General features: G+C 51.7%; 13 protein-coding genes. 7 read left to right on the top strand and 6 right to left on the bottom strand.

From position 1 onward, the window contains the following. Positions 1-356: 356 nt before the first annotated feature. From Enr17x_RS08180 to Enr17x_RS08170, 3 genes are all read right to left on the bottom strand, one after another. Complete coding sequence (locus Enr17x_RS08180) at positions 357-2,657, bottom strand: SGNH/GDSL hydrolase family protein (RefSeq protein ID WP_145307661.1); 2,301 nt, start codon at positions 2,655-2,657, stop codon at positions 357-359. Positions 2,658-2,785: 128 nt separating this feature from the next. Beyond that, complete coding sequence (locus Enr17x_RS08175; protein ID WP_145307659.1) at positions 2,786-3,649, bottom strand: alpha/beta hydrolase; 864 nt, start codon at positions 3,647-3,649, stop codon at positions 2,786-2,788. A 230-nt stretch (positions 3,650-3,879) separates the two neighbouring features. Next, the gene (locus Enr17x_RS08170; RefSeq protein ID WP_145307657.1) at positions 3,880-5,763 is read right to left on the bottom strand and encodes an FAD-dependent oxidoreductase; all 1,884 of its coding nucleotides are present in this window, start codon (positions 5,761-5,763) and stop codon (positions 3,880-3,882) included. 100 nt (positions 5,764-5,863) lie between these two features. On the opposite strand from Enr17x_RS08170, the gene Enr17x_RS08165 reads away from it, so the two are divergent. The 5 genes from Enr17x_RS08165 (at position 5,864) to Enr17x_RS08145 (ending at position 13,106) form a co-directional block, all read left to right on the top strand. After that, a complete protein-coding gene (locus Enr17x_RS08165) occupies positions 5,864-6,577 on the top strand; it encodes a FadR/GntR family transcriptional regulator (protein ID WP_145307655.1) in 714 nt (237 codons plus the stop codon). Between the two features lie 28 nt (positions 6,578-6,605). Continuing rightward, positions 6,606-7,673, top strand: coding sequence for a hypothetical protein (locus tag Enr17x_RS08160; RefSeq protein ID WP_145307653.1), 1,068 nt, complete (start codon positions 6,606-6,608; stop codon positions 7,671-7,673). A gap of 33 nt (positions 7,674-7,706) precedes the next feature. Next, complete coding sequence (locus Enr17x_RS08155) at positions 7,707-8,825, top strand: sialidase family protein (protein WP_145307651.1); 1,119 nt, start codon at positions 7,707-7,709, stop codon at positions 8,823-8,825. Positions 8,826-8,935: 110 nt separating this feature from the next. Continuing rightward, complete coding sequence (locus Enr17x_RS08150) at positions 8,936-11,950, top strand: outer membrane protein assembly factor BamB family protein (protein ID WP_145307649.1); 3,015 nt, start codon at positions 8,936-8,938, stop codon at positions 11,948-11,950. Between the two features lie 187 nt (positions 11,951-12,137). After that, entirely contained in the window at positions 12,138-13,106 is a 969-nt protein-coding gene (locus tag Enr17x_RS08145) for an EF-hand domain-containing protein (protein ID WP_198001025.1), read from the top strand. Between the two features lie 86 nt (positions 13,107-13,192). On the opposite strand, the gene Enr17x_RS08140 is transcribed toward Enr17x_RS08145, so the two are convergent. Further along, positions 13,193-13,558, bottom strand: a complete 366-nt coding sequence (locus Enr17x_RS08140) for a hypothetical protein (RefSeq protein ID WP_145307645.1) — start codon at positions 13,556-13,558, stop codon at positions 13,193-13,195. A 95-nt stretch (positions 13,559-13,653) separates the two neighbouring features. Then, positions 13,654-14,631, bottom strand: coding sequence for a DUF1559 family PulG-like putative transporter (locus Enr17x_RS08135; protein WP_145307643.1), 978 nt, complete (start codon positions 14,629-14,631; stop codon positions 13,654-13,656). Between the two features lie 1,321 nt (positions 14,632-15,952). Between Enr17x_RS08135 and Enr17x_RS08130 the strand changes: the two genes are divergently transcribed. Further along, the gene (locus tag Enr17x_RS08130; protein ID WP_145307641.1) at positions 15,953-17,521 is read left to right on the top strand and encodes an ATP-binding protein; all 1,569 of its coding nucleotides are present in this window, start codon (positions 15,953-15,955) and stop codon (positions 17,519-17,521) included. On the opposite strand, the gene Enr17x_RS30240 is transcribed toward Enr17x_RS08130, so the two are convergent. Further along, positions 17,518-17,652 (bottom strand): hypothetical protein, encoded by a 135-nt coding sequence (locus Enr17x_RS30240; RefSeq protein WP_261343446.1) that lies wholly within the window; start codon positions 17,650-17,652, stop codon positions 17,518-17,520. The genes Enr17x_RS08130 and Enr17x_RS30240 overlap by 4 nt on opposite strands. A gap of 84 nt (positions 17,653-17,736) precedes the next feature. On the opposite strand from Enr17x_RS30240, the gene Enr17x_RS08125 reads away from it, so the two are divergent. After that, the gene (locus Enr17x_RS08125; protein WP_145307639.1) at positions 17,737-19,158 is read left to right on the top strand and encodes a neutral/alkaline non-lysosomal ceramidase N-terminal domain-containing protein; all 1,422 of its coding nucleotides are present in this window, start codon (positions 17,737-17,739) and stop codon (positions 19,156-19,158) included. Positions 19,159-19,175 lie beyond the last annotated feature (17 nt).

The following is a 19,175-nucleotide window of genomic DNA, read 5'->3' as shown; positions in this document are numbered from 1 at the left end:
ATAAGTTCATTAGATCAACAGGCTCTAATCTAACGCAGAATTTTTGAAAAAAATAATAGGCAATAACAGAAGCGTATCAGTCATATTCGATAAACTATTTAACAGTTGAGACTTGCGCAATTTTAGAGGATAGTCCCGAAAGCAATTCGGGCCGAGCGCAGCGAGCAGGAGGTCACAGCCCAGGCAGACAATTCATAGTAGAGCAACCAATAGGATTTCATCGGTCAACATGAGGCAGACTGACTCACAAAACACCGTTTACCCAGCCATTTTCTCTCCACCAACCCACACCAGAAAATTTTCGTGTCTTTCGTGCTTTTCGTAGTAGAAATCATTTCGAGCCTTTCGCGGTCCGCCTACCGTCCGTCATAACAAAACAGCCCCAGCACCCAAACCGGTTTTTCCTGTGCCTGCAATTTGATCCGATGTTTACCGAACGGTAATCCCGTTACGCCGCGGCGGTTCTCGATGAAATGTTTCCGTCCCTGTGAATCCGTAAACGGTTCGCTGGTCGGTTGTGACCAGACCGTTTTACCATCGACTTCAGTCACCAGCGTACCTCCTTCTGTTCGATCCAGCCAGGCGATCGACAAATCGGTCGCTTCGACTTCAATTTCAATCGCTTCACCCGGCTTCAGGTAAAACGCCTGCTCTCCATAGGGAGCACCCCACGTCGATTTGAAAGTCTTCACGGGCGACGTCCCACGCCAGCCTTTCGCCTCCACGCCATAGAACCGGCGGTTCAATCCCACTTTACAATCGACCGTCGAGAGCCGCGCACTTGTGTTGGGAATTTCAATGATGTGCCGATCTCCGCGCGATAGCCGCCCATGCACGAAGGTCGAATTCCTCGGATTGGGACGCGTGAAACTGCTCCGTCCATGTCCCGCATTTTGTGCTGGCTGACCATCGATCATTAACTGCATCATCTCCCGTTTGTTATCCGCCCAGAGGTTGAAGGCCGCCTCTTCCAGAATCATCATCCGTCCGTCTACAATCCGCGGACTGTTAGCATCAAAGCGGATCATTTCTCCTTCCCAGTTCGCTGCATAATCATTCATCCGCGCGGGCAACTGTCGTTGCGGGATTCCTGGCTGCGGATTCTCAGGCATCTCGAAGACCTGCTCCAACTGTTTGAACCAGAGATAATGACTGGCGGCTCCCGGGTGCCCGCCATCGGGCGCCAGCGCGTACTGATTGCAGGTTGTTTTCAAATCCGTCAACAATTGCCCCAGATCGACAAAGGGAATTCCGTAATGCGCGCAGAGTTGCTGCATCGGTTCGGTCATCGAATTCGGCTGCCCTTTATCACGAATCCACATGCACGAAACAAATTCCACGCCGGGATAGTGTCGCTGAAACCAGCGAACGGCTCCTTCATAGGCGGCAATTTCATCAGGACGGTCAATATGCTCGTTATGCCCGTGTCCGAAGATCACCAGATCCGGTCCCGGCTTCTTTCCATTTTCAAACAATGCTGGATACAGTTCCTGCCACGTCTTGCCGGCGGGATGACCGTTATTGCCGGGATCGGGCGACTGTTCGAGCGACGCATATTCAAGAAAGCCGCTGTGAGATTCGCCAATCGACGAACCATCGCAGGCCATTACGTTGAGCAGAATCTTCTCGACCGGATAATTGAACTTCCGCAGCAACTCCCGCCGCATGCGCCCGGTATACATGAAATAATGTTGCGACCAGCCGACGTAATCCTGCAGATCGGGCCGCTGCATGCGTTCTGCCAGTAGTTGTTTCAGCGAGTCCGGCTTTCGTGGCCGGGCGTCGGTCAAAGGCTCTTTAAAGTGCGGGCTGGCGGGGTCTTCGTCATAAAAATAGAGTCGCGGATTCGCACTGCCGCGATCGATACTGGAACCGAGTGTTAGAATTGTTACCGGCTTTCCGCTGGTCAGTTTCTCCATCGTCCGCGGAATTCGTCGATACAGGTCCGGCAGTGCACGCGAGGAAGCCGTTTCCGTCACTGCCTGCTCCCCCTTGACCAGTGTTGGTGAATGAATCCAGACCCGTTTGTCAGAATCGTTCACAAACTCGACCAGCACGCCCACCACATTGCGAAAGGACGCATCCGACGCGCGTTGATGTTCAAACCGCGGGTCAACTTTGAGACCGGATAGTTGCAGCACAAATTCCTGCCCGGCCTTCTCCGACGACGTTACCAGCTGTGGCGCCCGAATCAATTCGCCTCGCCCATGCTTCGCAAACGTCCGTTTGTCTGACAGATCAAAGTTTGCTGGCGACCACTCACCGTCGGCGCTTTCAACCAGCATCAGACAGAGCCGCGCTTTGAGTGCCCCACTAGTTTCCTGATACCCGTTGACCGACAGACTCACCACATCCCCCGCCTGCAGCCTCAGTTCAGGTAGCGTCGCAAACTGCCAGAACCGCTTACCCGGCTCTATCGCAACCACTTTCGTCGATGGTTTAATTTTCAGTTTCTCATTTTCCGCTCCCGCACTCACATCACCAAAGCGATCCGTATTCCAGCAGAGAATCGATCGCCCGGACTCCGCTACAGCCGTTTTCCGCAATCGAAAATCCGGATTCTGCAACAGATTCTGCTCCCGCGGCGTTTCCTCAGCAATTACAGACAACTGAGAACAGAGAACAACAAACAGAAACAAGGGAACGTTTTTTTTCACGGCGGGGCTCACAAGCAGAAAGCAGGAGTGATACTAATACTGTCATTGATCATACCTGAGTCCTTAGGCTGATCACAAGAAATCAATTGATGTTCGAATGAAATTCGAACTAAACGATCTGGAAAGAATCAATCGTCTCCCAGAGACCGTTTCGTAAACTGCAGCACATACGGAATCGCTTCCCTGACCACGGGAAACGTGTGCCCCCCTTTGAGCTCAACATACTGATGCGGCTGGTCGAGTTTGATCAACCGGTCACGAAAATGTTCGTTCATCGTTCGATCAAAGGCTTGGTCGGCGGTGATGATGAGCACCGACATCCGCTTCAGCTTTTCCGCACGATGAAGTGGATTGAACTCTTCCCAGACCGTTTCATCAGAACCAAATCGCTCCACGGGCACTTTATACGACTGCCCTTTCGGTAAACCCGAGCGGGGGAAATCAAGCAGCCCAATGATCGAACTGACTGCGGCAAACTGTTCGGGATGACGTTCGGCAAAGTTCACGCAGCCAAATCCGCCCATCGACCAGCCGGCAATCGCCCAGCGTTTCCGATTGTGCGGCAACTGATATTGCTGCGAGACGACAGCGAGGACTTCTTCCAGATACGATTCATACACGTCCTGTTTGCGTACGGGCGAATTGATGTACCAGCCATCATCGCCGTCCGGCAGAATGACAAACAGACCGGAATCCAGCAACTGTTGTCGAATCGTCTTGTCATCAATTAGCGTCAACTTGTGCCGCCCACGACCGTGTAAGATCACCAGCGTGCGCCGCTCAGCCGGCTTGATTGATCGCCAATGTTCCGGCAACACAACCACTGCCCGCTTGCTTTTCTTTAAATGAGCGCTGTCAAACGAAACCGCTTGAATCCGCGGGAAGAGGCTCTTGCTTTCCAGATCTGCCGCGTCGGTCAGACCGACATCAAACAGCAGTCCCACCAGCGCCAACACGAACATCAGTTTGTGAATTGAATGACCTGAAATCATCACGTCATCCTACCAGAAATCAACTCCCGTGTGACTCTGTTGGTTTGTCCGACAATGCTGGTAAACTCTTTCATCCTCTCACAAATTGAATTCATCAGACTTACCGGCGGCTAGCGCCGACCCGCTTATTTTTTTCAATATATCAGTTATAAAACCATATTTTTCGACTCACCGGGTGCCACTGTCGGCTTGCCCGACAGTGCTTAAAACAGCCCCCGATACTCACATTATTAATACACCCGAATTTCACAAATCCGTACCTGATCGACTCCGTTCGTCGCCGTCACCATCACACGTAATTGACTCACAGACAATTGTGTTTCCACCCGATGCACGCGACGCCTCTGATAATTGCCGACGACGGACACCAAGGTCTTCCAGTCAGTACCACTGACGACTTCAATCTGATAATCGCGGACTGTCTCCGGCTGAGGTTCTCCCCAGATCATTTTGGATGTGTATCCATCATGATGACTGAGCGTGAGGTGGCGATGCAGGCCCGTATCGAAAATCAATCGAATCTCACTCAACGTAATCGGTGTCTCCCATTCCAGTAACAGTGTCGCCGGCAATCTGTCTGCCGCGTCAGACATCCAGCGATGACCGCCGGGAAAAGACCGCTCCGATGGTGCACCCCGGTCGCCGTGCACACTCCGCGTCTGCCTTGATATCACATTCACTGCTTCATAACCTACTTGTTCGCTGCTGGCGGTAACGCGTGCGGTACGTGCCAGATCAGTCTTGTCTTTGTTTGTAATCCCGACGAGATAGGTATCATCGCGTAGTAACTGCTGCTGGACTTGCTTCATCACAGCGGGATTCGAAATCAACTCGGTCAGACTCGACTGTTCGCGAACAGCAAACGCCGCCGCGGTGCCGACGCCCTGCCCGATCGCCGCACAGGTCGCCATCACACGCGTCGAAGAAAATGCCACGTGAGTCGCAGAAATATTCCGTCCGGCAAACATCAGATTACTTCGGTTCGCAGAAACACAGGCAGAGAGAGGTACATTATACAGGTGCGGCACCGGATGCTGCGTACACGGTTCTTCTCCTGGTGCATCGATGCCGGCCGGCGGATGCAAATCGAGCGACCAGCCGCCGTAGGCGATGGCATCGGGAAAATCGCGGGACGAAAGCAAATCCTGCTCGGTCAAAACGTGCAGACCAATAAACCGCCGACTCTCTCGTTTACCGGGGAGAAAACCGAACCAGTCGAGCGCCCAATGCGATGCAGAAAACGGATCATCGCCCGCAGATGTCCCCGGCGGACCGTTCTTCACATGATCCCAGATCCCCATCACAATCGCCAGCAGTTCATCGCGAATCGTTTCATTCTCTTTAATCGTATCCAGCGTGCCGCCCCACTCGGCCCACCAGTAACCATACTCGTGTGTCGGCTCTTCTTCGCCGGGTGTCGCGTAGAGCCGCAGCTTCAATTCTTCCTTGTCGAATTTCCGCGCCCATGTAGGCGCTACAAAGGGCATCGATCGGTCATATCGACGGGCCTGCATCAGAATCGTCGAACCGAGCCGCTGATGGTCTGCTGTTTCGGGAGCCAGTCTTTCCTGAAACTGCGTCTGTCCTTCGCGACCTTCCATGAACAGCGCACCCGCCTCCGCCGCCAGCCGTCCATCGCCGGTACAGTCAATGAATATTCCCGCATTGATTGTGAAACGATCTTCCGTACTCTGTCGCTCGGCGATCGCCTGCTGAATTCGGTCACCGTTCAAATTCACAGCAGTCACACATGTATTCAGCAGCAGCATCAGATTCGGTTCGGCTTTACATTTTTCATACAGAATCAAATCGAACATCGACGCCGAGCGTTGCGGATTGCGGACACAGTTCTCCAGCCGCAACTCTTCGATGATCCCCCCTTCGCGGGCTTCAGTCTTTAGTTCTTCACCACGATCAAAGTGCCCGGTCCCGTTCGCACCAACGATGTGCATGCGAACTTCGCTCGACGCATTGCCGCCTAAGACGGAACGATCCTGGCACAAAATAACGCGGGCACCGCAACGCGCAGCAGCAATCGCAGCACAGCAGCCGGCCATGCCGCCCCCTGCGATCAGGATCTCACACTCCAGGAAATGGTCTTCCAAGATCGTCATTCAGAATTTCCGTCTTTGAATTTGACACACAGATTAAATGCCATATAATAAGCACTCTACACCGTTAATCAAGAACAAAACATCTTAATCAGCCATTGTAATGACACTTATAGACAAAGAACCGACAAATTCGCTGGCCCTGGATCTGTCCGAACGCATTCGGCATCGAATCCAGTCCGCCGAATTTACCGATGGCGATTTCTTCCTCACTGAAGCAGAACTGGCCGAAGAATACAATGTCTCGCGGCGGATTGCCCGTGAAGCCGTCAATCGGCTGTGCGCGCTGGGGCTGCTCGAAGGTCGCAAACGAAAAGGGCTCATTGTCCGTCATCCCGACCCGATTGAGGTCTGGGCGAATTGTCTGCCTTCGCTGGCCCGGTCACCGGAAAAACTGGCTGACCTGGCTCACTTTCGCTATGCCCTCGAAGTCGGTGCCATTGAACTGGCGATCAAAAATGCCAGCGAGGAACAGATTGCTCAACTGGCGGCACTCGCGGAAGAATTCAAACAGGCGGCCCGCACTCCCGAGGATCGTCCACATCGGATCGAAATCGAACGTCAGTTTCATGGGTTGATTCTAAACATGTCGGGTTCCTCACTCATCGCCGACATGCAGAAACTGCTGGCGACCCTGTTTGAAAATTCGTATCCCGCCCGCGAATCGCCCGTGCTGGAAGACGACGTCAATGATCGGATCATCTGGCAGCACTTTGAGCTGGTCAGCGCGATTCAGGATCGCGACGTCGAACGTGCCCGCTCGGTAATGCGGTCGCACTTAAAATACCTTTTAATCTCACCGCCGGAAACCAACTGAATTCTTCCCCTGTTCGAGGTTCAACAACATGCTCAAACGCGCCCCCTCACTTATTTTTGTATTCACACTGCTCATCAGTGGCCTGCTCTCGACTTCAACGTTTGCAGGAGAAAATAACGACCTGCCCGAGGTCGAAGTCACCAACGTCCGCAAAGTTTTCGATAACGGCGAACACAATGCATTCACAGATATGATTGAATTCAAAGGGAAATATTATCTCACCTTCCGCACCTGCCCGGGCGGGCATATGCTGTTTCCGTCTTCGCGGATTCTGATCATGCAGAGTGATGACGCGGAACACTGGAAGCAGGTCGATGAATTTTCGGTTCCCAAGCGGGATGTCCGCGATCCGCATTTTCTGATTTTCAAAGACAAACTGTTCGTCTACACCGGCACCTGGTACTGCGGCGACGCGCCTCCCAAAACGAGAACGATCAATCAACATCTGGGATATGCCGTCTGGTCGGCCGATGGTTCGAAATGGTCAAAACCAATCATGCTGGAAGGGACCTACGGTCATTATATCTGGCGGGCTGCCGCCTATGGTGACAAAGCTTATCTCTGTGGTCGCCGCATTCGAAATTTTACGGAAGACAACAAGGATCGCGAACTCATTGAAACGGCGATTCTGGAAAGCGATGACGGCCTCGTCTGGAAAACCGCCAGTCTGTTCAACGAAAAACAGGGAGACGAAACCGCATTTCTGTTCGAAAAAAACGGTGACCTGCTGGCGATCGGCCGCAGCGGCTCCAACCCCGCCTGGGTCATGCGTTCGCGGCCTCCTTTCGATCACTGGGAACGGAAGCAACTGGACCGCTATATCGGCGGTCCGCTGCTCGCCAAATGGGGTGACCGCTACCTCGTCGGCGGTCGTCAGCGTAAGAACGGCAAATACGTCACGTCACTCTACTGGTTTAAAGACGATCAGTTGCACGAATTCGCGTCGCTTCCCAGCGGCGGCGATAATTCCTATCCTGGAATTCTGATCCTCGGTCCCGATCGTGCGCGCGTTTCCTATTATTCCAGCCACGAAAAAGACGAGAATGGAAAACCGATCACCGCGATTTATATGGCCGATCTTAAGCTGAAACACTAAAAACAAAACGATTCGCACCAGCAAGGAAAGCGCATGCCACTCAACCAACTGGAAACCGGCATCCTGTTTCGCAACGAGAAGCCCCATGTGAAGAGCGTGCATGCTTACTTTCCTTCCGTCGCCGTTTTATCCGATGGAACGCTGGTCAGCACGTATATGCTGGGCGAAGCCTTTGAGGCGACCAACCTGCAGATGCACTGGTCGCGGTCTCACGATCAGGGGCAAACGTGGGACCATCAGGGGCAACTCAACCCACCGACAACGGACCGCGTGACGTCCACGTTCGGACGCGTTGCCACAACCCCGGACGGCGAGCTCATCGCGAATCTGATTCGCTACGACCGCAGCGAACATCCCGATGAAGGCCTGAGTAATCCGCAGACGCTGGGACTGGTGCCTGCGGAACTGCTGTTGATGCGTTCCCGCGATCAGGGAACGACCTGGAGCAAACCGGAAACAGTGATGCCCCCGCTCGTCGGCCCCGAGTTTGAAATGTGCAGCCCGATCACCGTACTCAATGATGGACGCTGGCTCTGGCCGACCTCGACCTGGCGTGACTGGGATGGAAATTTACCAAACGGTAATCGGATGGTGGCCCTCGTTTCGAATGATCAAGGAACAAGCTGGCCGGAATACCTCGATATCATGCATAGCGTCGAAAAACAGTTGATCTTCTGGGAATCGAAGGTGATTGAATTACCCAACGGCCGTTTGCTGGCGGTTGCCTGGTGTTATGATGAAGCGGCAAAGATAGATCGCCCCAATCATTATGCCTTCAGTGATGATGGTGGGGCTTCGTGGTCGGCTCCCGCTTCCACGCAATTAGCAGGCCAGACGTTAACGCCCTACCTGATGGACGACGGTAGTCTGCTTTCTGTCTATCGGCGGCTGGATCAACCCGGGCTCTGGGCCTGCCATTCTCAACTCAACGCACAGGGAGAATGGAGTAATCTCGACCAATGGCCTCTCTGGGGACATCAGTCGCTGGACGGAACAACAAAAACCGGCGAGAACATGTCCGCAAACTTCGCTGCTCTCAAATTTGGTGCGCCGCACATCACCCGTCTGTCTGATGGTAGTCTGTTCGTGACGTTCTGGTGTTACGAACAGAACGTGAGCCTGATTCGCTGGTTCAAGTTCTACGTTGATTGAGTCGATTTTTCGCGGTTATCGGTGACAAGACCCGCCCGATGGTTTACCATAACTAAATCAAAACACTCCAATCAACCCGCCCTACCAGAACCAGACGCTCCGAGGCTTCCATGAAAAACCTGCCGGCTTTTCTCTTCCTGCTTGCTCTTAGTTTCCTGCCCTGCACAACCCAGGCCGACTGGCCACAATATCGGGGCGATGCGGCCCGAACCGGCTTCACCGAAGATCCCCTGCCCACGCGGATGGAGCTGCAGTGGACGTTTCGAACCAAACAAAAACCAACGCCTGCCTGGCCCACACACACGCGTATCAAATTCGACGAAGTCTTTCAGCCGATCATTGTGAATCAGACGGTGCTATTCGGCAATTCGACCGACGATCAACTCTATGCCCTCGATCTGAAAACGGGCGCCCTCAAGTGGAAGTTTTTCACCGAAGGCCCGATCCGTTTTGCCCCCGCTGCCTGGAAGGACCGCGTATTTGTCGCCAGCGATGACGGCAATCTGTACGCATTATCGATCGAAGACGGTTCCCTGCTCTGGAAAAAACAAGGCGGACCAAAACGGAAATTTATCATGGGCAACGATCGGCTCATCTCACATTGGCCGGGTAGAGGCGGCCCAGTGGTAGTCGGCGATCAGGTTTATTTCGCCGCTGGCGTCTGGCCTTCTGATGGCGTTTATCTTTATGCCCTCAATGCGGAAACCGGAGACGTGGTCTGGAGCAATCAGGACTCGGGGCAGTTACTCATGAATCAGCCGCATGGCGGCGCGAGTGCGAAAAGCGGCGTCTCGTCACAAGGATACCTGGCTGCCAACGAAAACCAGATCTTCATGCCGACGGGACGCGCGGTTCCCGCTGCCTTCGAACGCGCGACCGGGAAGTTTCAATACTATCACCTGCAGAAAAATCAGCAGCGCGGCGGTTCTGACGTGATGCTCACCGATCGCTTTTTCTGTAACGCCGGTTGCCTGTTCGACCAGAAAACGGGCGATCTCTCACAGCAACCGGGAACCGGACCGATGGCTGCGACACCCCGGGGCATTCTGCGCGGCAGCGGTCCATCACTGGTTTACAGTGAATGGTCCGACCAGAAAACCCGCGACCGCAAAGGCACGCCGATATCGGTCCGGCAGCTCAAAGAGAAACGCCTGATCCCGCTGGATTACAACATTACCGATGTGATCATCGCCGGCAACGACGCGTATTGCGGTTCTCACAACAAAGTCACCGGCGTTGATTATAAAGCCCAGGCCAACACCTGGTGGTCACACGAAATTGAAGGCACCGTTCGCGGACTGGCGGCCGCCGAGGAAAGTCTCGTCGCCAGCACCGACCAGGGCGTGATCTGCTGCTTTGCGAATGCGAAACCGCCGGAAGCAAGTAAAAACGCTCCAGAAAAACCGGTCAAAGTCAATCCGACTTATCAACAGGCGGCAAAAGCCATCACTAATAAGACTGATGTCAAAACAGGGATCTGCGTCGACCTTGGAGCCGAGAATGCGAACCTGGCACTCGCACTGGCCCGGCAGACCGAGTTTCAGATTTATGTGGTCATGCCAGATAAAGCCAAAGCCAATGAAGCACGCGAAATGTTAGCTGATGCTGGCGTGTACGGTTCACGTGTCGCCGTGCATGTTGCGGATCCGGAGCACCTGCCCTATTCGAAAAACTTTGCAAATCTGGTGATCTGCTCGACGTCGCTGGAGCGAAAAGTCAGCCCGGCTCTGTTACAGGAAGCTCGCCGAATTCAGCGACCGTACGGCGGTCAACTCTGCTGGGGACCTGTTGAAAAATTAGAGGTGGAAACCAAGGCCGACCTGCAAGGGGCCGGCAGCTGGACACACCAGTATTCCAATTCGACCAACACGGTTAATTCGGATGACGAAATCGTCAAAGGGCCGCTCAAGATGTACTGGTATCGTGACATGGACTTTCAGATTCCCAATCGTCACGGCCAGGGTCCCGCGCCGCTGGTGAACCGGGGCGTGATGGTCGTCGGCGGCCTGCATGGTTTGTGCGGACTTGACGCCTATAACGGGCATACACTCTGGAAATACCAACTCAAGAATAATCTCATCGACATGAATGGCATTCATCATGATGTCAGTACCGCAGAAGTCGGCAGCAACTTCTGTCTAGGTGGCGATTATGCCTTCGTCTGCAAAGATGCATTCTGCCATCAGATCGAATTGAAAACCGGCAAGCTGGTGCGAAAGATTTCAACGCCGGTCAGCCGCGACGATCCAAACCAGAACTGGGGCTACCTCGGTTATCATCAGGGTGTGATTTATGGCACCGTCAGCAACGACGCGCATTACACCAGCCCGCGATATAAAGGCCTCAAGCTGCGGAATGAATCGGTACTCTTTTTCGCCATTGACGCCAACACAGGTAATGTACTCTGGACCTATCACCCCGAGTATTCGATTCGCAACAACGCAATTACGATCGGCAAAAACAGCGTCTATCTGGTCGACCGCGAAATCGCCAAAGCCGATCACATCAAAGAAGCCCGACGGAACGGCCGTCCCAATCCTCCCCTCCCGGAAGACTCACAGCGCAAAGGGAAGTTGAAAGCCTTCCAGGCCAAAACGGGAAAAGATCTCTGGGAAGAAAATCAGGACGTCTTCGGTACTCAGCTTGCGGTTTCCGAAGATCACGAGATCCTGCTGATGTTCTATCAGGGCATCCGGCACAAATTCTTCAGACTCCCTTCTGAAGTCGGTGGTCGCATGGCTGCCATCGATGCGAAAACGGGCAAACGGATCTGGGATATCAAAGCCGAGTATCAGTCGCACCCCGTGATCAACGGCGACAAAATCTATGCCCAAGGAGGCGCCTGGAATTTGAAGACGGGGACGCCCCTCGATTTTAAATTTGACCGTTCCTACGGCTGTGGCCAGATCTCCGCCAGCAAACACATGATGGTCTTCCGCTCGGCAACACTCGGCTATGTCGACCTGACCCGCAAGGCAGGTGTCGAAAACTTCGGCGGCATCCGGCTGGGCTGTTACATCAACGCCATCCCCGCCGGCGGTCTGGTGCTCGTCCCCGATGGATCATCGCAGTGCAACTGCTCTTACCAGATGCAGGCCTGGTTCGCACTGGAGGGCAGCGAGTAATTGATTCCTTTCCAATCGGCTTCCAATTCTAGATTCTCTGAAATTATCTTTAAAAAACCGGTAGTGATCTCCCCCGGCCCCCGTTAGTTTCAGCAGCGGGTCATTATTCCAACCAATAGCGGCAAACGGCATTGGTGGAACAGTGATGAATCATGTCCCTATTCTCCCCAATAGGAGAGTCATCCTGATGAAGTTTTTTATTGCGTTCGTTGCTATCGCTGGTTTAGTCACCACCGGTATTTCGTCTCAAAAGTCGCGTAGTGACCGGAATTGCGGTCGTCCGGGTCCACCGCCTCCCGATCCGATCCTGAGATTATTTGATACCGATCAGGATGGCGAGATTTCCGCGCAGGAACTCGAACAGTCGGAAGCCGTTCTGAAAAAACTGGATTGGGACAAAGACGGAAAATTGACGCGTGAGGAACTGCCACGCCCCCCTCGCCCGGAAGACGAACGAGGACATGGTCCACAGCACGAACGAGGACACAGACCAGAACACGACCGCGGACATGGTCATCGACCAGATCATGAACGAGGACACGAACAGGGGCGGAGACCAGGAGACGACCATCACCGCCGTCCGGAACGCGGTCGCCCGCCACGTCCCGCACCATATCCTGGTGAAGATCGATTCGAAGGTCCCGAGCGAACTCCCGTTTCCCAAGATGCCCCTGCTGGCACCGTGCTGTTCAACGGCGGATACGAAACCGATCCCCGCGATCACGGGCGACCAGTCGCCCTCATCGCTGCAGCATTGGGTGTCGAAGCACAAGTTTTTCGAGATGCCTTCAGCAATGTGAAACCGGCACGGAACGGGCATCCGACCGAAGCCAGAGCCCGTGCGAATAAAAAAGTACTGCTGGATGCATTGGGTAAACACGGCATCACCAACGAACGGCTGGATGAGGTCTCGAATTATTACCGCTACCAGCCTGGGAGAGGGAATCTCTGGAAACACACTCCTGCCAGCGCGACGGCGATCATCAAAGACGGCAAAGTAACTGAAATCAGGATTCTCAATCCAGGTGCCGGATACTTAACTCCGCCCACGGTAACGATTGCTGGTTATCCTGACCTGCGTATCACAGCCATACTCTCGTTCGGTAAAAATCTCAACACGAACGGCACGATTCAATCTCTCACAGTTGAAGATTGAAGCTGAAGATACAGAGACAAAAAAAGTGATCGCATGAGATGTTTCATGCGATCACTTTTCTATATTAATTCGGCATAGTCTCTCGATTATAAAGATTCCGCCTGCTGCTTGAGTGCATCCAGTTGCGCTTCAATTTTGTCCTTCGCAGCCGAACTCTGATAGAGTGACTGGAGTTCTTTGGCGGTGTCTCTTAATTGAATATAAGGCCCCTCATACTCGCTGGCATACGCTTCGAGTGACTCCATCAACACGGAGAGATTCTGGGCTGCATTCTTGGGATTTTTCTTCGCAGATGCCACAAATTCTTCGACTGATTTTTGCGCGACCTCGTTTCGCGTATGTTCAGCCTGCGGAGCTGCAGCAGGTCCTCCGCAGGCAGTCAAAACGGTCATCAGCAAGACCAAAGTAAAACAGCAAAGCAGTTTCTTCCCAAACATTAAGTGACCAGTCATCTCTCTATGCCTTTTGGATTGAAGTAAAAAAAGCAGCTCCAATAGAAATGATTGGAGCTGCAAACTCTCATTGACGATCGAAGATCAGATCCGGCTTAGTATTCACCAATGGTGTTTCCGTCACCAATCGCGAGCAGATTCAGATAGGTGGTCTGATCAACGTTTTCCGAGATGAATCGGACTGCGCCATCACCCAGCAATGCATGCACACCACCTACGTGGAAACTGCGCGCTGCCTGACCTGATCCTGCATTGACATCATCCGGATTATTACGTCGATTATAGTTCTTGTCTGAAGTGTTATTGGACGCATAGGGAGTCCGGTCTGTTACCTGACTGGTATTGGGTGTCAACACACCATTTTCGTTCGTTCCACTAAACAATGCTCCGGTGCACCAGCCCCAGGCCCCCTTGTCATCGCCGGTATTGGTACCAGTCACGATTTCACTGGCCATAATCACGTTGGTCGTCCCGTCGGTGATATCGCGAATTTTCGCACCGTTCTGAGCGATCGCGCTGAAGATCCCACGACGAGAGTTGTCGTTGAAGTCAGCAATATCCAGTGTCGAACCTGAACCGACAGAACCAGCATAGGTGATTTTTGAAAAATTACCACCAGCGGGCTGTGTTAATAAAAATCGATCCACACCAGGCTGAGAAGGACAGCGTAGCATCGGGATTTTGGTCTGCAGAACACTATCCGCCGTATTGGAATTTGCACTTTGAGCGGGTAACGACATGTTGTAATTGTTATACAACGGCGCCTGATCCATGAACGGCAGAATTTGTACAACCCAGGTTGTTCCCCAGTTTACATGACGGCCATCTGCGGGGGCAGAAGTAGTTCCATAGAAGACAGCTCCCGGGGGAAACGTGCGGTGCGTATCGTGATAGTTATGCAAGGCAATCCCCATCTGCTTCAGGCTGTTTTTACACGTACTGCGTCGGGCAGCTTCTCTCGCTTGTTGCACGGCCGGCAGTAATAATGCAATCAGAATCGCAATGATGGCAATCACCACCAGCAACTCGATCAGCGTAAAGCCTCTTTTTTTGTGTACGTTCTTCGATCGCATAAATAGATTTCCTGATAAAAAGTAAATGACGAAAAGTGGCCCCAAAAAACTTTGACAGTGTATGACAAATCAGATCATTGGTTTCTTAAAATGAACATCGGGCCCTGAGAATTGATAACAGCCGTGGAGAAGGAAAACCGTCACTATCACGTTGCTGGCAAGATAAGAAACACTTCTATTACGTTAATGTTCTGTAAATTTTAGGTTATTTCTGAAGACTGACAATAAGTTAGAATATTTTTTTCATCTGTTACTTCGAAAAAATGACACTTTATGAGGGTAGTAACCGAAGAATGATCAACAAAACCAGAAACAAAAAAACACTTCACCTCTTAAAAGTGTACAAAAAACTGCACGCACAACTATACAACCAAGTCGAAGAACTTTATTTGCACTTGCAGTTTGGAATGAGGCAGGACGCAAATCGTAAATCGCAATTCACGGGACAACAGCTGGTCGCATTCTTATTTGCCACCGGAAAGTAACAAGAGGCCTTCACTCTGAATTTGATCCAATGCGCGGAATGGGTCTGGGAACCTCTCGTGATTCATTTGAGCAGACTGGTTACAGATAAATTCAAAAAGCCTGTTGGCAAATTTGATGCAATCATTTCGAAGCGTGACTTGAGAGTGATGAGTGAGTTCAAGAGCATCACTTGCATTATTTGAAAATTGTTTCATTAGCAGAGTAAAACCTCTTCTCCAAACTTGCACTCCCAATTCGAACTTGAACTTTTAAGATTGAAGTAATTTACCGCGTCTCTCTAATAGAAAAATCCCTCCAAACTGACCCCATCCTTCCAGAAAACATCCAATCCAGATAACTCTATACTACCACAGGATAAAGGTGTGTTCGAAATTCATTAAATGGAGGTTTTTATCTCTTTCCAGAAAAGTTAACGCTATGCTAAAGATCTGATTCAGGCACAATAACACTTTCTTTTTACAACCTTCACAACCTGAATTTCATCCCCTCTAAGCAAAGAATGAAATCTGTCTCTGATATCATTTCGACACTGTTTTTACAAAGCATCTTTCAAAACAAACGAGATTCTCAACCTCATTCTCACCTCAAAGAAAACCGACAAAATAGATCAAATTTCCAAGCACAAATTCGCAATCCATGAGGTGAAGTTATAGACACAATAATGCACCTTCCAACAGCCTGCATTTTATGAGTCTATTCTCAATTCTCCAAATCGATTTAGATCACAGCTCAGTGAAATCAAAGGCGACTAAAACGCTCATTCAAATTCAATTCGGAATTCCCCTAAATAGATCGTATCTATGATACACAACAAAGATGCAGGAGCATCGTCAGTATGACGAAATCAAATCACGCGCTTATCAAGCTGGAGAAACTGACCGAACGACTTGAACAGTCAGTGGTCCTAAAATTACATCAGGCGCTCTCTGAGGTCAGTGCGCAAATTATCGAAACATACCGGAGAGAAGACGAATCGCTCCCGCCCATTGAAGCCATTTCCAACGCCACCCTGGCAATGAGTGATCTGCAAACAACGATCGCTGAAATCAAACAGACTCTAGTCAGTCTTCGCAGTACATTTGACGAGAACCGGCAAAAAAATCGGGAGGTTTCTGATACCCAGGCGAATGCACTTGTAAACTCTGCACAAATCATCAATGAACTGGAGGAAACCCGAGAGCACCTGAAGACAGCCCATAGCGCGGCAGAGGCTGCCACGCAAGCCAAGAGTATTTTCCTGGCAAACATGAGCCACGAAATTCGTACGCCGATGACAGCCATCCTGGGCTTCAGCGAGATTCTGCAGAATGAAGAGATTTCAGAAACGGATCGGTCCAAAGCGGCCCAGACGATTCAGCGCAACGGTCACTATTTACTGGATATCATCAACGACATCCTGGACCTTTCCAAAATTGAGTCCGGTAGACTCAACCTGGAAAAACGAAATCTCAATCCAGTCCGTTCATTACTTGATGTTAAATCGCTGCTGGAGGATCGTGCCAAAGCAAATCAGAACAAGCTACACCTGGAACTGCAAGGCGAAGTACCTGCTGTGATTCAGACTGATCCGACGCGTCTGAAACAGGCACTCGTTAATCTTATTGGAAACGCGATCAAATTCACCAGCAATGGCACGATTCGAATCAGAATCGAATATCATGCCCAGAGTCAATTACTCTGTTACCACATCATTGATTCAGGCATCGGTATTTCAGATACTGAACTGCACCATATTTTTAAACCCTTTGGTCAGGCAGACTCTTCAACCTCACGCAAGCACGGTGGAACAGGGCTGGGATTAACCATTACTAAACGGATTGCAGAACTGCTCGGGGGTAATGTGAGCCTGAAAAGCGAATATGGCAAAGGCAGTGAGTTCACGCTGAGCATTGCTGCCTCAATCCCCCCCGACACCCCCATGCTGACTTCCATCGATGATTCATTGGCCCCCCGAGCAACGCCACTGGAATATTCTGTCAATAGTCCGATTAAAGGTCGGATCCTGCTGGTGGAAGATGGGCCAGACAATCAACGTTTGATCCGATTTATTTTGAATAAAGCAGGTGCTGAAGTCACCATTGCCAAAAATGGCGTTGAAGGCATTAAACTCGCGCTGGCCGCTAAGGAATCGGAAGACCCATTCGATCTGATTTTGATGGATATGCAAATGCCCGTCATGGATGGATATGAGGCAACACAGACACTTCGTGAACTCGGATACACAGGACAAATCGTCGCACTCACCGCGCATGCCATGAAAGGCGATGACCAACGGTGCCTGGAAGCAGGCTGTGATGCCTACTTATCCAAACCCATCGACCGCAATGTTTTTATTCCGGAAGTCGCGGCCCGGATGGGACAGGACTCAAACAACGAAAACGACAGTTGCAAACAGACTGTTTAGCCTGCGATTCTGCCATCATTTCTGACTATCGCCTCCCAGCGGTCGGTGAAAATGAACCGCTCCGCTTCTCGTCCCTCGTTCACAGAACGCTGATCGAATTCCGGTTCAAAGGCCCCCAAAGATCGAATCATCCTTGCTATTCCCCTTTTGTAAACTTACATTAGAAAATAGCACTCACCGATACGATCCAGCTCAGCCAAAAGGAACGCACCACGATGAATCGGGTCTTAAAACTTAAAGGCTTCCCTTCTTCTTCCCGTTGTTTTTTAGCCGCTTTCAGTCTGCTTGTGATCTGCCTTTGTGGATGGACAAATTCAACAGCCGAAGCCGCTAAGACCTGGAAAGCGGGGCTTGCTAAAGTGGTGATCACTCCGAAGACCGGAGTCTGGCTTGCCGGTTACGGGTCGAAACGCGCTCCCGACGCCAAGCTGCACGACATCTGGATGAAAGCGCTCGCACTGGAGGACAACAACGGAAATCGGGCCGTACTGATTACCAGCGATTTTCAAGGCGTTCCGAAAAGTATGAGCGACCGGGTCTTCGCGCAGATCAAAAACAAATATGGGCTTGAGCGCAAACAGATCATGTTTACCTTCTCGCACAACCACTGTGGTCCCCGGCTGGGCGATGATCTCTACGACTACTACCCTACGACTCCCGAGCAGGACCAGCTTGTAGCAGACTATACCGACCGCATGGTTGTCAAAACCGTGGAGATGATTGGACAGTCTCTTGCAAACCTGTCACCGGCCCGTCTGCAGATGGGAACCGGACATACCACGTTCGCCGTCAATCGTCGAAATAACCGGGAAGCGGATATCCCCAATCTGTTGAAATCAGGAAAAGCACTGGTCGGCCCCGTAGATCATGCAGTCCCCGTCATGACTGTCACACGTCCTGACGGCAAACTGGACGCCGTCCTGTTTGGATATGCCTGCCATCCAACCACCCTCAGCTTCACGAAAGTCTGCGGCGATTACCCCGGCTTTGCACAGTTGGAACTCGAAAAGAATCATCCCGGTGTCACTGCCATGTTTGTCAACACCTGCGGCGGTGATCAGAATCCGCTCCCGCGCAGAAAAGTCGAACTCTGTGAAAAATATGGACACATGCTGGCGGTCGCCGTCGAAGAAGTTCTGAAGAAACCACTCGAACCGATCTCTCCCGGATTGAAAACGGCATTTGAATATGTCGAGCTGCCTTACCTCAAAGTCGTCACTCGCGCTGACCTGGAAGCAGACACCCAAAGCGGCAGTGCCATCAAAAAACGCTGGGCGGCTCGCTTACTGAAAAAACTGGATCAAGGCGAAACCTTTCCCGCCGCTTATCCTTATCCGATCCATGCCTGGAAGCTTGGCACGGAGATGCTGATGATCGGGATGGGCGCGGAAACCGTGGTCGATTACTCGCTCCGCTTCAAACGGGAATTCGGACCGGGCACTTGGGTCTGCGGCTATGCGGACGATATGATCTCCTACATCCCGTCAAAACGCGTCTGGCTGGAAGGAGGCTACGAAGGTGGCTCAAATCTGTATGAATACGGACGCCCCGCCTATCGCTGGGGACCTGATACGGAAGACCTGATCTCCGCTGCCGTTCATAAACTGGTCAAACAGGTTGATCCGAAAACAGATTAAAACCACCCACTCGATTA

The sequence above is a fragment of the Gimesia fumaroli genome, assembly GCF_007754425.1.
Classification (GTDB): Bacteria; Planctomycetota; Planctomycetia; order Planctomycetales; family Planctomycetaceae; genus Gimesia; species Gimesia fumaroli.
Note: the sequence above shows the minus strand (reverse complement) of the source record. Positions and strands in the feature narration are given on the sequence as shown.

Coding starts and splice junctions, on each gene's coding strand:
- Enr17x_RS08155 (WP_145307651.1), top strand. CDS start 7,707: ATGCCACTCAACCAACTGGAAACCGGCATCCTGTTTCGCAACGAGAAG.
- Enr17x_RS08130 (WP_145307641.1), top strand. CDS start 15,953: ATGACGAAATCAAATCACGCGCTTATCAAGCTGGAGAAACTGACCGAA.
- Enr17x_RS08135 (WP_145307643.1), bottom strand. CDS start 14,631: ATGCGATCGAAGAACGTACACAAAAAAAGAGGCTTTACGCTGATCGAG.
- Enr17x_RS08145 (WP_198001025.1), top strand. CDS start 12,138: ATGAAGTTTTTTATTGCGTTCGTTGCTATCGCTGGTTTAGTCACCACC.
- Enr17x_RS08150 (WP_145307649.1), top strand. CDS start 8,936: ATGAAAAACCTGCCGGCTTTTCTCTTCCTGCTTGCTCTTAGTTTCCTG.
- Enr17x_RS08165 (WP_145307655.1), top strand. CDS start 5,864: ATGACACTTATAGACAAAGAACCGACAAATTCGCTGGCCCTGGATCTG.
- Enr17x_RS30240 (WP_261343446.1), bottom strand. CDS start 17,652: ATGATTCGATCTTTGGGGGCCTTTGAACCGGAATTCGATCAGCGTTCT.
- Enr17x_RS08175 (WP_145307659.1), bottom strand. CDS start 3,649: ATGATTTCAGGTCATTCAATTCACAAACTGATGTTCGTGTTGGCGCTG.
- Enr17x_RS08140 (WP_145307645.1), bottom strand. CDS start 13,558: ATGACTGGTCACTTAATGTTTGGGAAGAAACTGCTTTGCTGTTTTACT.
- Enr17x_RS08125 (WP_145307639.1), top strand. CDS start 17,737: ATGAATCGGGTCTTAAAACTTAAAGGCTTCCCTTCTTCTTCCCGTTGT.
- Enr17x_RS08160 (WP_145307653.1), top strand. CDS start 6,606: ATGCTCAAACGCGCCCCCTCACTTATTTTTGTATTCACACTGCTCATC.
- Enr17x_RS08170 (WP_145307657.1), bottom strand. CDS start 5,763: ATGACGATCTTGGAAGACCATTTCCTGGAGTGTGAGATCCTGATCGCA.